The sequence below is a fragment of the [Mycoplasma] cavipharyngis genome, from assembly GCF_042984175.1.
Classification (GTDB): domain Bacteria; phylum Bacillota_I; class Bacilli_A; order Mycoplasmatales; family Mycoplasmoidaceae; genus Mycoplasma_N; species Mycoplasma_N cavipharyngis.
Genome location: NZ_CP155569.1, coordinates 761,467 through 778,001 on the forward strand (window position 1 = coordinate 761,467; position 16,535 = coordinate 778,001).

Sequence of the window (16,535 nt, forward strand, 5' to 3'; positions counted from 1 at the left end):
AATTTAAGCATTAGCCTTTTGATTAATTGATTGTTCAATTTCTTTCAATAAAGATTTTTTAGCACTTTTTTTATCAGTTTTCAGTTTTCTAATTTGGATTTTTTCACCAAATTTCTTTAAGTAAAAATGACTAACTAAAAAACCAATTAATGGAAAGAACATGGCACTAATACCAATATTTAAAACAAAAGTGTTTTTTGATTTATAACCTAAATAAATTAAAACAACACTAACAATAAAATTAAGCACCACAAAAACAATTGTTAGTGGATAAAAACCTAAAACTAATTGTCAATAAGTTCCATTACCTAATGGTGCACCAAAAAAAGCAGCAAAACCATTGGCACTAATATATCCATAACCAAAACCAGCAGCAATTGTATTGTTATTATCATCAGTACTAATATTTTGACCATTAGCACTAAGAACTTGATAGTTATTAGGTAATAAAACCCCAAACTGATAGAAGAAAATTATTATTAATAAAGTAATAATAAAAAAAAATGAACTAAGATTAAAAACACAACTTGCAATAATTCATTTTTTTAACAATGAATTTAATTTCATCAAATCTCCACTAATTAATAAATTTGCATCTAAAAAATTAATTAATTCTTTTTTTAAAATTTATAATTCTAAAAATTATAAATTAAAAATAATTAATATTAAACTTTGTTTTTTTAGATACAAACTACTTACAAAATAATTAAAAATCAAATATTAATATTAAAATAAAAAAAATAGTATTCTATACTGATTTATTTTAAAATAATAAGCAAAGTAATAATAATTCGTCTTTTAACTAATTTTAATACAATTGATTATATAGAATCAAACTAGTTTTTAAAATAAAAAACACATAATTCTACCTCTTAATTAAAATTTTTTTAAAAATATTATTAAAAGTAAAGTAAAATCTAATGTAGTTCTTAATAGATTCAATTCGTCTTGAATCAAATTAGCGTATTGATAGAAATGTTTATATTTGTTCAAGAATCTTATATCTATAGTCATGTAGCGATAAAATTACTTTTTAATTGTTAAGACAATTGAAAATACATCCTTTTATTAATAAATTTTCGTTTTTATTTTGCAATAAAAAATTTTTTAATTAATCCAGAATCAATTAATTGCAGAGATTTTTTGTTTTAATTTACACTAAAGTTAGGTAGGATTGAATTATTAAGTTCGATTGCTGAAAATTTAATTTAATTAATATTTATTAACAATGAAACGATATTTGTTTAAAAAGTCGTCCAAGTATTACTTAGGACTTTTAAGTTTTATTTCAATATCTGGAATAATATTATCAGCTTGTAGTGGCGTTCAGGTTGGTAGTAAATCAAATGCCTTAATTAATGTTGGTGATCGTAGTAAATTCAGTAGTGATAGTAAATATTCAATATCACAATTTACTGAAAATGTTTTAACTAAAACTGATGCTAGTAAAACGATTTTACACAAATTTGTTCAACAATTAATTACTAATTGGTTTGAAAAACAATCAAAAATTGATCCTAAAAAATCAATTAGTATCCTAACAGATGTTCCCAAACTATATCAAGATACTAAAAAAAGATTACGCGATCAGTTAGCTAAACAATTAAGTAGTCAAGGCGGAGATATTGGTAGCGCTAGTGCTTTTTCTCAAAGAGAAATTTTAGATGCTAGTGGTGGAAACTCTCAAACATATTTAAATGATAAGTTACTAGATAGTTTTTATGAATCATTTAGAACTAGGTTTGCTACTTTAAATATTGATAGTTTTAGTTTAAAGAAAAATGCTACTTTTGAAGCTGACAATAAATTAAAATATGATCAAAAATCTTATTTAAGTGAAAATGATAGTGATCAATTCACTAAAGATGATTTATATACTTCAACTAATTGGTCAAAAATTGGTTTTTATCCTCTTTTAGACCAATCTGAACATAATGCTGATAATAAAAACATTGCTATTGGAATAGCAAGTTTTGCTAATTATGCTTATAGTAAGTGGCAAGAGACTGCTAAACCAGTTAATGTTGTCATGTCGTTGTGAAAATATGATGATAAAGCTACTAAAAGTCAATTATTACAAGTTTATAATGAAGCAAAATTAGAAAATCATTTTCCAACTAAAGCGAATTATAAATTTCCTTATTATGGTCAAAAACCTGATGCTAACAATAATTTAGCAACTAATAATGCTGTTGTTAAGTTTGAACAGTTTACAAAAAATCTGGACCAATTAACACCAACTAGTGCTTCAAAACCAGATTTTAATATTCCTTTAGCATATACTGATGATAATGGAACAAGTATTACTGCTAACTTAAATGACATTTTTGATAAATTATTCCCACAGTTTGCTGCTGGGGTTGTTCATAAGTTTTTACAAGCAACAGGTGGTAAGGATTGGAATGATAAAACTAATTCAGTAGCAAACGTTAATAAAATCAGTAAAGATGATCTAAAACAAAAAGACTTAATTAGTTTATTTCTTGCTAAAAAAACAGATGCAACTACAAACCAATACTCAGGAATTGAAATTAATCCTGAAATTTTCAGTTCATCAAATTATAAAGGTAGTAGTGGTAGTGAAAATAATTTTGTTTTAGATCAACGTGATGTCGAAAATACTCCCTGATTATTTTTACGTAATATGGCTGGAGTTCATGCGATTGCAATTGATGGATATCAATACATTAAACATGGGCCAAATGGTTCAAGTTCAACTACTAATAGTGAACCTGATAAAACTCAAGACGCACTAAAACGTAGTTATCAATTTTATAATTTTAAAATTTTAGAAAAAATTTCTGCTAGTAGATTAAACATTCAAGACAAACAACTAATTAATACTGAACCGTTTGCTGATGCTAATAAATTTATTGTTGATAATTTTGATGCAGTTATTTATGATTATTATCAAACTCATAAAAATGATCCAAATTCAATTTTTCATGGTGTACAAGATCCATCAGATCAATTATTAGGTTCACTAAGAGTTGATGGTAAACTTGATAAAATTAGTAATCCATCAGCATCTGAAGATTTAAAAAAGGCTTTAGACGCATTAGTTAAAATCGAACTAGCAACACCGTTTCTAACGATTTTAAATAACATGGGCACTAAATTGCAATCTGAATATTTAAAATTCAATTTAGAACCTGAGCAAAAAACCAATGGTAGTACTACAGATTTAGTATCTAATAAAGAAAATGGTTTAGCATCAGTATTACCATATCCAATTGATGCTGATTTTAGTAGTAGTTCAACTATTAATACTAATACTGGTTGATATCAAACTTTAGCACCAATTTATAATAATGATAAATATAGTTCTTTTAGTGATATTTTTGATTATTCAAACACTACTAAAAATAATTTAAAAAAACTTAAAAAAGAGCATGATGATGCTATTAAAAGTTTAATTACTAAACTTAATCTAAGACCATCACAAAATTTAGAAAACCCTAGTGGAACCCAAATTATTTTAAGTAATGTTGATGTTTTTAATAGTGCATTAAATAGTTATTTAAGTAATGATAGTAATATTGCATCGATTATAACAACTAATTATAATTTAAATGACTATTTAAAAAATTGGATTGATCATAGTAATTATTCATTAAACCAAGATAGTAAATTAAGTAATAATTTAAATTCAGTAAGTTCAAATAGAACACAATTAAATCCAGATAATCAATCATCTACTACTAATAAAATACCACTTAATAATGCAATTAATAATACTTTTTTTGCTAAAAGTTATTTATCAAGTGAAAACCCACTAATTTATGGTGGTTTTCAGTTTTCTCAAAGTCAAGCAACAAAAACAACTAGTACACAAAGTTCAGCAAGTAATTCAACTAATGTTTCAATTAATCAATTTGCTAGCAACTTTAATAGCAAACAAAAAAATTTATTTGATCGCAAATTTTATTATGAAACTAAAAATGGTTATTCACCATATTCTACTAATAATAATGATTATTTCAAATACTTACAAACTTTAGAATATTTAACTAAAGATCGTTTTGAAAATTTACGCTTATATTTAAAAAGTGCTTTTTCAGCACAAACTAATGCTGCTTTTGCTTGAATTGTTGATGTTGATAAAAATGATAATACTAATTTAAATACAACATCTGCTGCTACTGAAAAATTTAGCAATGTTAAATTAAATTATCAAAACAAGTTAATTAATCCGTTTGTTAATACAAAAGCAGATTTTAATTTTTATAATAAAGAATATACAAATTCACTAAATTTCACTGAAGTAAAAAACACAAATAATACTAGTTCAAAAGCCAAACGTGATGTAGCAAATACTAGTTCTGCAAAAACAACATATCGTGGTTTTGAAGGATTAATTATTGAAAATCCGAATCGAACTTGAATAACACCTAATAGTGCTAGTACAGTTATTGATGCACTAAAAAACATTCAAAGTTATACTAATAGTGCTAAAAATGGTGTTTTATTTAGTTTTGGTAGTCGAGCTAATTTAACTAAATTTATTAATAATTTTGATACTGAATCAGATGTTACAAAAACTGCTGAAAAGTTGCAAAATTTAGTAAATACTTTTGATATTAGTTCAATCAAAACTACTGTTGTTCAATTAAAAAAAGATACTAATGATTCTAATCCAACAACTCATGTTTTAAATTTCTTTGAAAAGAAAAATGCCTTATTAGCTTTAGTCAATAATCATAAAGCCCCTAATGTAACTTCAGCTATTACTTATGAAGAATTTAAAAATTTTTATGGTACTGATCCAACTAATAATTTTGTTTCAGTTAACAATAAATATGAAACTAAAACTAGTGGCACTGATTTTAATTCCAACATCGCTGATGGATTGTTCCAACGTCTAAATGATGTTTTTGAATCTACTAATAATAAAGATAAAACTAATAATAAATTTGCTTTTCCAATCGCTAATAATAATCAGTTTAATCAATTAATTTATAGCATTCAAGTTAACGCTAATGACTTTGAAACTAAAGAAAACTTTTTAAACTTAATTGCTAATAGTTTAGGTGATAATGTTTTTGCTAATTGATTAGCACAATTGGCTAGTGAAAAATTTTTCCAAGATTTAGCTAGTGCTGATTTTGAATCAACAATTAAACCTGTTACTGTATATGATGCTCGATTTTTAAAAGCATTAGCTCAAAAATACATTACTAATCCCAAATAAAGAAAGATAATATTGAGATAAGTTTATTGAAATTAAATTTATCTTTTTTCTGATATGCCAAATTTTTTTAAAAAAAGAATTTCAAAAAACGGTTTATTCTTTGTCGCTTTTGTACTTTTATTATCATCTTGTTCAACAATATCCCAACAAAATATTGATAATAATACTGCTTCTAAAGTAACTAAATTGGATAATGAAACTTTAGCAAAAATCGATGGTAAAGATTATAAATTAAAAGATGCAACAAAAGATTTTATTGCAACTGTTACTGGAAATAAAGTTTTTGTAAAAAGTTTTAATGACTTATTAATTTATAACTTTTATAACTCATTAGTATTTTTAAATCAAGCTGATAGTCAAGCATCATTTGTTGCTAATAATTTATTAAACCAATTTAATACTGTTGTTAATGAAGTTAATAGTGAATGAGATAAAACTGAAAAACTAATTGAAAATTCCAAAGATCCTGAAAAAATAGTTGAATCACGACAAACAAGTTTAGATGCTTTTGGTGGTAATTTAATTCGATATAAAAAATTTAAGGCAATTGAAAAATTACGCACGAATTTTATTAATAGTCTTTTAAGTACTAATTACTTAAATTATGATGGTAATGATTTTGTTGACAACACTCAATTAAGCCAGAGTCAAAATTGAAGTAAATTAAAATTCAAAAATGATAAATTAACTGATTCAGTTGCTAAAGTTTTTGCTAATTTTCAAGATTTCTTATTTAATGATTGATTTGAGTATGAACGACCAGTTCCTGTAGTTACTGTTTCTTGAAAATATGCTGCTGCTGATTTGAAATTGAATAGTGGTGCATCAATTTTAGAATCAATTTATGATAAAGATCAATTATCACAAAAAGGAATAACATTACCAAATGCAGCGAACTATAATTTCCCAGCATTTGATAATGTTTCTAATAATGCTAATAACACTGCAACTAAATTTAAAAACTTTGCTACTAATTTAAAAACTAATACTTGTAATGGTGTGATTCCTGAAAACGTGAGAAACTTTTCAGACACACCTGAAGAAACTTATAAAATTATTAGTTTAACTAATTTAGGATCACAAAGCAACACATCACAACGTAATGCTGCAATTTTGCAAGTTTATAACTATAATACTGGTCTTGCTAATTTAGTTAATGCATTAGAAAGCGATAAAATTGATTCAGATAATTTACTAAAAAATTTCTTATCATCATCAAAACAAAATATGCAAATGATGCACACTCAAGCGCATAATAATCAAAATAATAAGTCGATTAGTATTGCTGGAAATGTGCTTTTTAAACAAGATACAAGTACTAATTCTTCTAATTCTAATATAAAATATCATGAAGTTAATGAAGTTAAAGATTTAGTTCAAATTATTGAAAAAAATACTTCTGGTGGTTCGCAAATGAATCATGAATGTTGAATATTATATAAAGATATTAATGGTGCACATGCTTTAACAATTGATGGAATTAAAAATATTAAGACTGATGCTGAATTTATTAAACAACTTATTTTGTTTAATAGCATGCAGTTTAAAAATAATTCTGCTATTGATTCAATTAAAAAATATGATTTATTTTCAACATTAAAAACATATTTGCAAAATAATTTTGATGCAATTATGTTACGTTACTTAATCAAAAATTTTACTGATACAAATAAAAGTACTGACAAAATTGAAGCAACACTAAAAAAATCAAACCAAACTAATATCACACCAACTCCATCAATTAATAATACTAATGCATTTAATGGTCAATTAGTTACAAATGATAAGAATTTATTGTTTTATGGTACTTATAATCCTTTTTGAAAAAATGATGAAGTAACTACTGGAAAAAATAAACCAAGTTCTGATCCTGATATTGTTGAATTACTAAAAAAAGCATCTGATTTTTTAAATGCAACTTTTTTTGAAAACAAACTTTTCAGTTTACGCCAAAAATTAACAGCAAGTTATAGTGGTTTTATTACTACTCAACCATATCAAAATGATACTGGTACTACTGGTAATACTAATCAACAAAATAATAATTATGTTGCTAATTTAAACAATGGTCTTGCAAGTAGATTACCTTATAAAATTAGTGCTGATTATAATAAAGATCCAATTAATTTTGAACAATTAAACCAATCAAAAAATCCAGTTAAAAATGCACAAGTTGTTTCATCGCCACAAAATAATAATTATGCTAATAATGATAATAATGGTGGTTATCATGAATTAGAAAACTTTTATTTAAAAGATTGTTGCATGTTATCACAAGATAAGTGTACTTGTCCAATGGGTGATAATGTTTATCAAAAATATTTCTTACCTGGTAAAATTCAAGCAACATATAATGCTTATAAAGTGCAATTGGATGCTTACTTCAATCAAAAAAAATTTGACTTTAATTTTAAATATGATAGTGAAGCTGCTCAAAAAGTTTCTTCTAGTTTACATTTTGCTGAAGATTTAACAATTGAAAAAAATCGATTATTGATTTCTAATATTGATCAAGAATTAATGGAAGCAACAAAAATTGCTGCTGATCAACAAAATGGTTTTAGTATTTTAATTCAACAGCAACAATATGCTAAAAAAGGAACGGATTTTTTTTATGATTTTATTAAAAATCAATTTACTAAGACAAAATTAAAGAATCCTAGTTCTTGAATTTATACAGAAACACTTGAAAGTGCAATTCAAAAACATTTTTATTTAAAAAAAGTTGGATCAGATTTTATTAATGAATCTGTTAAACATATTTTTGGTGGTTATAAAACAAGTGGTAGTTCAAATTTAGAAGAATTTAATAAATTATTAAAAAATATTTGATATCAAAAATATTATGTTAATTCAGCAAAAGGTTATGATTTATTAGGAACTGATCTTTTAAATGAATATCAATATTTCTTAACTTTATACTGATTAATTAAAGATGATTTTGCTAACTTTAGAAATTATTTAGCAAATTATATTGGTGTTAATAATGTTGCTGGTTTTGTTTGAGAAAACCAAAACAATAAAAACGGATCATTAAATGCTACTTTTGGTGCTAGTCCCTTTTCAGCAACAAACAATAATGATTATAAATTTTCAACTAATCCTTCTAATATTTTAGAAACACCATATATTGCTGATAAAAAATTCCAACCAATTATGAATTTTAATACGGCAACTAATAATTGAAGTTTTGCTAATATTAAAATTAATCAAAATGGTATGAATAAAACAACAACAACAGCAACAAAACAAGAAGTAGTTGGTTTTAAAGGTTTAGTTAAAATTGATGATGCTACAACTAAAACTAATGCTACTGTTGGACCATTATTGTTTGTTAATTTTGAATCTAATGATAGTAGTGGTAATAAAGTAGGAAAATTGTATAAATGAGGTAGTTTAAACAATTTAGTTAATACAATTAAAGCAGTAAAAACATATAGTGAATTAAATGAAATTACTAGTTCATTAGCTAAAGATTTTCCTAATGTTTCTTTTGAAAATGTGAATCGCAATGAGATTAAAAGTCCAGTAGCTAATTCATCAACAATTAGATTATCATTACAACAAAAAATTAATGCTTTATTAAATATTGTTTATGGTTATAGTTATACTTATAGAACTGAAAGTGAACAAGTTTTCAATACTTCTGTTCAAAGAATTTATAACACCACACCAACAACACCACAAACTAATATTCCAACTGATACTGAAACAATTACTAGTGCAGCATTTCAACAATTTTCAGGATCAATTCAAAATGGTAATGAAAATTCTACTAATAAATATGCTATTCCTGAAACTAGTTCTAGTTTTACTAACTATGTTGCTTATTTTCAACAAATTAATTACAATGATGTTATTAGTGCAACCAACTTTAAAAGTTTTTTAAACAACATTTCATCAGATGTACTAATACAAACCATTTTAGATGTTGCTAAAATAGCTGATATTCAAAATGAAGCTAATTTTGAGTTTTTAAATAGTTCTGATTTTCAAAAAATTGTTGTTTATGATCAAGCCTTAAAAAATGATTTAGGTAATAGATGATCAATTACTAAATCAGAAGCTGAAAAAAAATAAGAAAATCAATCATAACTTATAATGAATTGAAACAAAATAAGAAAAAACAATCATTTCAAAAAAATTAAATGAGTTGGTTTTTTAATAACAAGTTCACTAATTCTTAGTGCTTGTTCAAGTATTATCAATCCTAGAATTGATCCTAAAGCCAATACTACTAATCAATTAGCTAATAATTTTAATTTAACTAATTTAAAGCAAAATAATTTAACAAAAGCAATTTTATTAGCTGATTTAAATAAAACACGAACTAAGTTAATTGATGTTATTGCTAATAAACTAAAATTCAATTGAGTTAAAGATTTTGCCCAAGACACAACAGTTGATCAAGGTAGTAGTTTATTTGCAACTCAAACAACAATTAAAAATTTTGTTGAAAAAGGTGAAGAAAGTTTTGATAATTCTTTAAAAAGTTATCAAAATGGTAATAGTTCTAATTGAGATCAATTATTTCAAAGAGTTATTAATCCTTTTGGTGGGACTAAAGATGGTTGAATTATTAATCATGTTGGTCCTGCAGTTAATAAAAGTTTAGTTGAAGCAATTTTTAATCAGTTGTTTTTGAATTATAAAAAAACAGAAAATAAAACAACAATTATTACTAAAACTGCTAGTGCAAGTGATATTAATAATCCAAGTAATTTTAAAAATTTTGTTTTTGAACCAAGTCAAGAAGATTTAGAAATTGGTAATCAAAAATATCAAAAAATGTTTGCTAATTTTCAAGCCTTTGTTTTTAATTATTGGTTTGAACATGAACGACCATTTTTAGGTTGAAATGTTGAATGAAAATATGGCACTTCAAGTATTAATAGTTTAACTAATATTTATAGTACTAATCAATTAGCTAAACAAGATGTTAATTTACCAACTGATCCTAATTATAACTTTCCTGCATTTGATATTGGTGATAGCAATACCACTCAAGGGATTTTACCATCTTTTAATCGTTGACAAATTGGAGTAAAAAGTGGTTCATTATTTAACAATCAAACTGGTGGACTTAGTTTAACTAGTGTTTTTAATGATAATAAACCTGATTCAACAGCTCTAACTTCTTGAAGAATTTATACTAATGAAGAAATCGCCAACATTAATGATGGTTATTTATCATCAGCAATTGTTCATCAGTACAATAAATTATTTGATACTAATACTACTAATCCAAGTGGAAATTCTAATCAATTAATTAATAAAATTGATTTAACTGGAAACAATAATTGAACTACTAATAAATATGACAAAGATCCCTTAAATTTATTTTTAAAAAAAGATAGTAATCAAGTAGTTACTACTGCATCAATTCCTACTACAAATTCTGAACCTGGAATTAAAATTGATCAGCAAATTTTTAATCAACTAAATGATAAAAAAGATACTAATTTCATTTATCCTTTAAGAGATATTGAAACTGAATCAAAAAATTCTAATCAAGCATCTAATGACAATCAAGCATCTAATAGCAATAAACATTCTTATTGAACTGTTGCACGATCACAAACTGGTTTTAATGCACTTACAATTGATGGTGCTCCATTAATTGCTAAAGAAACTACTTTAGTAAATAAATTAGAAAAAGTTAAACAAAATTTATTATGACGTCAAGCAGCATTTAGTTTAAATCCACGCAAAGATGTTAATGCTGTTTTTGATCCTAATTTATTAGAAGTACTAAAAAAATATGCTGAAGATAATTTCAATCAAATTTTAGTCGCTTATGCTCTTAGTCAAACAACTAATCCAAATACTAAGTTATCACAAAACACTAATAACGATTATTTTTTTAGTCAACAACAAAATTATTTAACTAATACAACAAAATATCAAACCTTAATTGCTTTAGTGCAAGAATTAGAACAATTAAATCAAGGAATTAATAGTCAAAAAACCTTAATTGATTTTCTTAATAAATTAGCTCAAACAGTTTCTAGTTTAGCAACTAGACCATTTCGTAATTCATCTAGTTCTAATGTTGTTAATAATCAACAACAATCTAATGATTTAAAACCACCATATGCTAATGGTTTAGCAACCCCATTAGCCTTTAAACGAAATTTAAATACAACTAGTGATGATCCAGTTTATCAACCATCAGATCAAATGACTAAAAATAAGCAAACGAATCAAACTTATCAAAATGATGGTGATTATCCTGAAATTACTAAATTTTATAAGAGTGAAAAAATTAATACTAATGCTAAATATTTTGGAATTAATTTCTTATATCAAAATAGTAAAACAATTGCAACAAAAGTTGAAAATTGATTAAAAACTTTAAAAAATTCTAATGATGGTTTATTTTTCAATCAAGATTTGATTCATTTAGATAGTTTAGAATTTAATTATTTACTACAATCATTATTAGATGAGCAAGATAGTAATTTAAAAACTTACATTCAAAATTTGTATTTAGCAAATGAAATTAAATATGATTATCAAACTGATCGAATTGATTATGATTTTGAGAATAAAACCTCATTAGCAACTGATTTTTCTAGTGAAAAAGATAATTTAAAAACTGAAGTGGAAAATGCTATTGCTGAAACTGTTTATTCAGAAGCTTATTTAGGATCAGTTAATAACATTAATAATGGTCGGGATTTTATTGGTGGATATAAAATTGAAGAAGTTACTACACCTAAATCTCAACCAATGATGCCTATGGCTCAAGTAACTAATGATCCTAATCAAAATAACATTAAAAGTTATAATGACAAAGTTAAATCTTATTGAAAACAAATTTTATATTCCTTTAGTAATCAAGGTTGAGAACTAGGTTCAAACTATACTTCTAAATACATTAGAACACTATACACCATACAATGATTATTAGAAGATAATTATGCCAATTTACTTAATTATTTACAAAGTCAAATTGCTGCTAATAGTTATGGTGCAATTGTTTGAGCTCAAGAAAAATCATTAAATGAAGATGCTAAATCTGGTGAAGCAAAAACTAGTGGAACTAATAGTGTTAATAGTGAATTAGCAGATTTTGCAACTAATTTTCAGTTTAATCCAAATCCTAATAACGTTTTATCTAATCCTTATTTTAGTTATAACTTAAATGCACCAACAACTAGAGCATCTAATAGTAGTTTATTTAATTATGTAACTGCAAAAGCACCAACTCAAATTACTAATTCCAATACTGCTAACACAACAAGATTAAATGGTTTTTATGGTTTAGTATTAGATAATAAACCATTACCTAATACTCTACCACAAGTAGTTCAAGATGCTTTATTTAAAAACTTTGCTAAAGCTAATCCTGATGGTAATTTAAGTGCTTTTGATAGTACTAATAATAATTCTAATAATAAAGAAGTATTATCGCGTGGAAAGTTATTTGGTTCAGCCATTAATAGTAAAACTTCTAATGTTAGTTCAACTTTAAACTTTATTTTTGAATCAGTCAAAAACATTAGAACATTTAATGCTTTTAATCAGTTAGGGCAAAACTTAAGTAACTTGTTTCCTAAAATTGCTAATTATATTAATGATGTAATTAATACTAATCAAGTTAGTCAATTAGAACCTAAAAAAGATAGTAATGGTCAAGTAATTAATAACCAATTTCAAGATTCAAAAACATTGCCACCACTAAAAATTAATTTAAGTCAAAAAATTAAAGCCTTAACTAATGTTTTAAATGGTATAGAATATAAATTAGATCGAACTAATAATGATCGATTAATTGCTTCATTTAAGAGTATTTATGATCAAATTCAACCTAAAAAAGTTAATTTTAATTTAATTAATTCATCAGATTTAGAACGGTTTGTTGGAACATTACAAAATCCTGATAATCAAGATTCAATTTATACTAATTTAAAGTACTTTCTACCAAGTTCAAAAAATTCGCGAATCGGTTATGTTGCTTATGCATTTCAAATTAATAGTAATGATGTTAGTGATGTAACTAATTTTAGAAATTTTATTAAACTATTAGGTTTTGATGCTTTTATTAAAACTGTTGTTAATTTAGCGCGATCTTCTGAAGTACAATCACTAGCTTTTGATAGTTTCATTTTAAGACCTAGTTTCAATCGTTTAGTTACAAAAGATGAACGAATTGTTAATCTATTAGGTTTAAGTTGAGCTACTTTAGAAAAAGATCAAAAATAAATTATTATTAATAAAATAAAAAAATTGATTCGATCATTCTTAATAAATCTAAAAAATTAATTTATGATAAAATAAGTTAATTGTTAAAAATTAGTTGTTATTATTAAGCAATTTAATTAATCAAAATGATCAAAAAATTAATTAAGTAAATTTTGATCATTACTAAAAATAACTATCACATGAGTACGCTTGAAATTATTGTATATGTAATTGCCATTATTATTTTAATTATTGGTTTATTATTGTCTAATTCTGGATCAACAGAAGGATTAGCATCTTTATCAGGACAAGATTTGGAAATTTTTAAAAAAACTAAAGATCGTGGATCGATCAAAATTTTACAAATTATTATGTTCAGTCTAGTATTTTTATTAGTAATTGTTGGCATTGTTTATCGGATTGTTATTGCTAATCAAATACAATAAATTAAAAATGAAATTTAACACTGACAAAAACAGTTCTACTAATTTTTAAAGACTAGTGGAACTGTTTTTTGCAGTTTCAATCAATCTTATTAAATTACAAGAAAATAGTGATGAAATTTAAAAATAAAAATCAGAATCGGACTAATAAATTTTCTGATTCAAGAAAAAAAAGTTTTAATCAAGAATGATCAAATCAAAACTCTAAATTTGATCATCATAAAAATAAAAAAACAAAGCATAATTATCAAGAAGATAGAAAACATTCTTTTCATTCTCAATCTAAATCAACAAAAACTAATCAATGATCTTATCGTGAAGCTAATCGAATTAATTATCAGCAAAATTCTCGGTTTGATTTTAATCAAAATAAAAAAAATTATCCTTTCAACAATGATGATAAACCAATTCCAATTCATAATAATGATTATTTAGAACAACTATTAACCCAATCAGTAATTCAAGTGTTAAAAGATGATCAGTTTGCTATGCCTTTATTTGTTTTAATTAATAAAACAATTAAAGAAATGAAAAAAACTGATTATCACCACTATATTGAAAAAGGTCAAGTTTTATGAATTATTAATTTACTTGAAGAACGTAATATTATTGCTAAAAACTCACGTGATAAATATTATTTAGATTATTTAGAATATCCTGAAATTCCTAATAGTGAAGGTGAAGGAACTTTTAAATGTAATATTCGTGGTAATTTTGGTCATATTATTGTTAAAAACTCTGATCAAGAACCAATTTCTTATTATGTTCACAAACGCAATTTTAATCATGCAATTGATGGAGATACTGTTAAATTCATTCAATTAGACACATCTTCATCAAACAAAATCAAACAATCACAAGATGTGAAAATTCTTGAAGTTTTAGAACATCAAAAAGATCATTATGTTGGTGAAGTAAAAATTGATCTTACTACAGGAATTGCTGCTGAATCTTATTATGCTTTATTAGATAATCCTAAAATTAAAACTTTAGTGAAAATTACTAATCCAATTGGTATTGTTGAAGGTCATAAAGTTTTATTAAAAATTACTGATTTTAATTCAGTTCGAATGGTTGGTGAAATTGTTAAAATTTTAGGTCATAAAAATGATGTTGGAATTGATATTGAATCAATTGTTTATGATAATGGCATTGAAATTGATTTTCCTCATGAAGCAATTAAAGAAGTTGAAAAAATTGATCATGATTTTAGTCGTTTTGAACAACAAAAATGTCGCATTGATTTAACAGATGTTCCTTTTTATACAATTGATCCAAGCACATCAAAAGACTTTGATGATGCTATTCATGTTCAAAAAGAAGTTGATCATTATTTATTGCGTGTTGCAATTGCTGATGTTTGTTCATATGTGCCAATAAATTCAGCATTAGATCATGCAGCAGAAAATCGTGGTACATCAGTTTATTTAATTAATGCTGTTATTCCAATGTTACCCCATCTTTTATCAAATGATTTATGTTCACTAAACCCTCATGTTAAACGTTGTGCTATAGTGTGTGATATTAAAATTGATTTCAATGGAAAAATTGATTTTAGTGCAACTAAAGTTTTCCCTGCCTTAATTAAATCACACAAGCGTTTTAGTTATGATCAAGTTAATGAATACTTTCGTCAAACAACTGATTTTAATCAAGAAGCAATTGCAGTGAAAACAAGTATTGATGTTGCTTATGAGTTGTTTAAAAAATTAGAAATTGTCAAAAAACAACGTGGTTACATTAATTTTTTTGCCATTCATGAACCTAAAATTATTGTTGATGAAAATAATGAACCACTAAAAATTGAAATTTATCAAACTTATCATGCTCAGCAAATGATTGAAAATTTTATGGTTGCTGCTAATGAAGCAGTAACTGCTTATGCTCATCTTCATAAAATTCCTTTTATTTATCGTGTTCATGGTTTACCAGCATTAAAAAAATTAGAACATTTTAGTTTAGTTGCTAAAAAACTTAATTTTAAAATTACAACTAAAATTAATAATCAAATTAGTTCAGGTGACATTGCTAAATGAATTGATGATAATCATGATCATCCTTATAATCAAATTATTCATATGATGTTATTACGTTCAATGGATAAGGCAATATATTCAAACATTAACACCTATCATTTTGGTTTGGCTTCACAACATTATACTCATTTTACTTCACCAATTAGAAGATATCCTGATATGATTGTGCATCGTTTATTTTGAATGTATCTTTTTGATCCAACAAATTATACTGATGCTGAACGTAATATTTTTAAAAATCGTTTAGAAGAATTGTGTGCTAAATGTTCTGAACAAGAACTAAAAGCAACTCAAACAGAACGTGATGTTAATGATTTAAAATTTGCTCAATACATGCAACAATTTATTGGCAATGAATTTGAAGCAATTGTTTTAGAAGTTAATGCTAAAGGTTGTTATGTCCAATTATCTAATTTAATTCAAGGATTTGCTCCAATTATTTTAACTAAATATGATTTTTTTAAATTTGATCAAGTTGATGAATCATTAATTGGTCAAAGAACACAAAAACGTCTAACAATTGGTAGTGAAGTTTTAGTTAAAGTCAATAAAGTTGACTTACATTTACGTAGTATTGATTTTGAAATTGTTGACATTTTAAACCAACCAAAATTTTATCAACCTTTAATTAGTCAAGATGATCAAGAAAATCAAGAAACTGCTGCTTATTAATTATTA

General features: G+C 24.9%; 6 protein-coding genes. 5 read left to right on the forward strand and 1 reads right to left on the reverse strand.

The genetic code is table 4. The features are described 5' to 3' along the window. Positions 1–3 precede the first annotated feature (3 nt). Complete coding sequence (locus MCAV_RS03075) at positions 4–567, reverse strand: hypothetical protein (RefSeq protein WP_391591660.1); 564 nt, start codon at positions 565–567, stop codon at positions 4–6. A 661-nt stretch (positions 568–1,228) separates the two neighbouring features. Between MCAV_RS03075 and MCAV_RS03080 the strand changes: the two genes are divergently transcribed. The 5 genes from MCAV_RS03080 (at position 1,229) to rnr (ending at position 16,529) form a co-directional block, all read left to right on the forward strand. Then, positions 1,229–5,191, forward strand: a complete 3,963-nt coding sequence (locus MCAV_RS03080) for a DUF3713 domain-containing protein (RefSeq protein WP_391591661.1) — start codon at positions 1,229–1,231, stop codon at positions 5,189–5,191. Positions 5,192–5,245: 54 nt separating this feature from the next. Continuing rightward, a complete protein-coding gene (locus MCAV_RS03085; protein WP_391591662.1) occupies positions 5,246–9,271 on the forward strand; it encodes a DUF3713 domain-containing protein in 4,026 nt (1,341 codons plus the stop codon). Between the two features lie 21 nt (positions 9,272–9,292). Beyond that, on the forward strand, positions 9,293–13,399 hold the full coding sequence (locus MCAV_RS03090) for a DUF3713 domain-containing protein (RefSeq protein WP_391591663.1): 4,107 nt from the start codon (positions 9,293–9,295) through the stop codon (positions 13,397–13,399). A gap of 179 nt (positions 13,400–13,578) precedes the next feature. Then, positions 13,579–13,824, forward strand: coding sequence for a preprotein translocase subunit SecG (gene secG, locus MCAV_RS03095; RefSeq protein WP_391591664.1), 246 nt, complete (start codon positions 13,579–13,581; stop codon positions 13,822–13,824). Positions 13,825–13,934: 110 nt separating this feature from the next. Continuing rightward, positions 13,935–16,529, forward strand: a complete 2,595-nt coding sequence (rnr, locus tag MCAV_RS03100; protein ID WP_391591665.1) for a ribonuclease R — start codon at positions 13,935–13,937, stop codon at positions 16,527–16,529. The last annotated feature ends 6 nt before the right edge of the window (positions 16,530–16,535 follow it).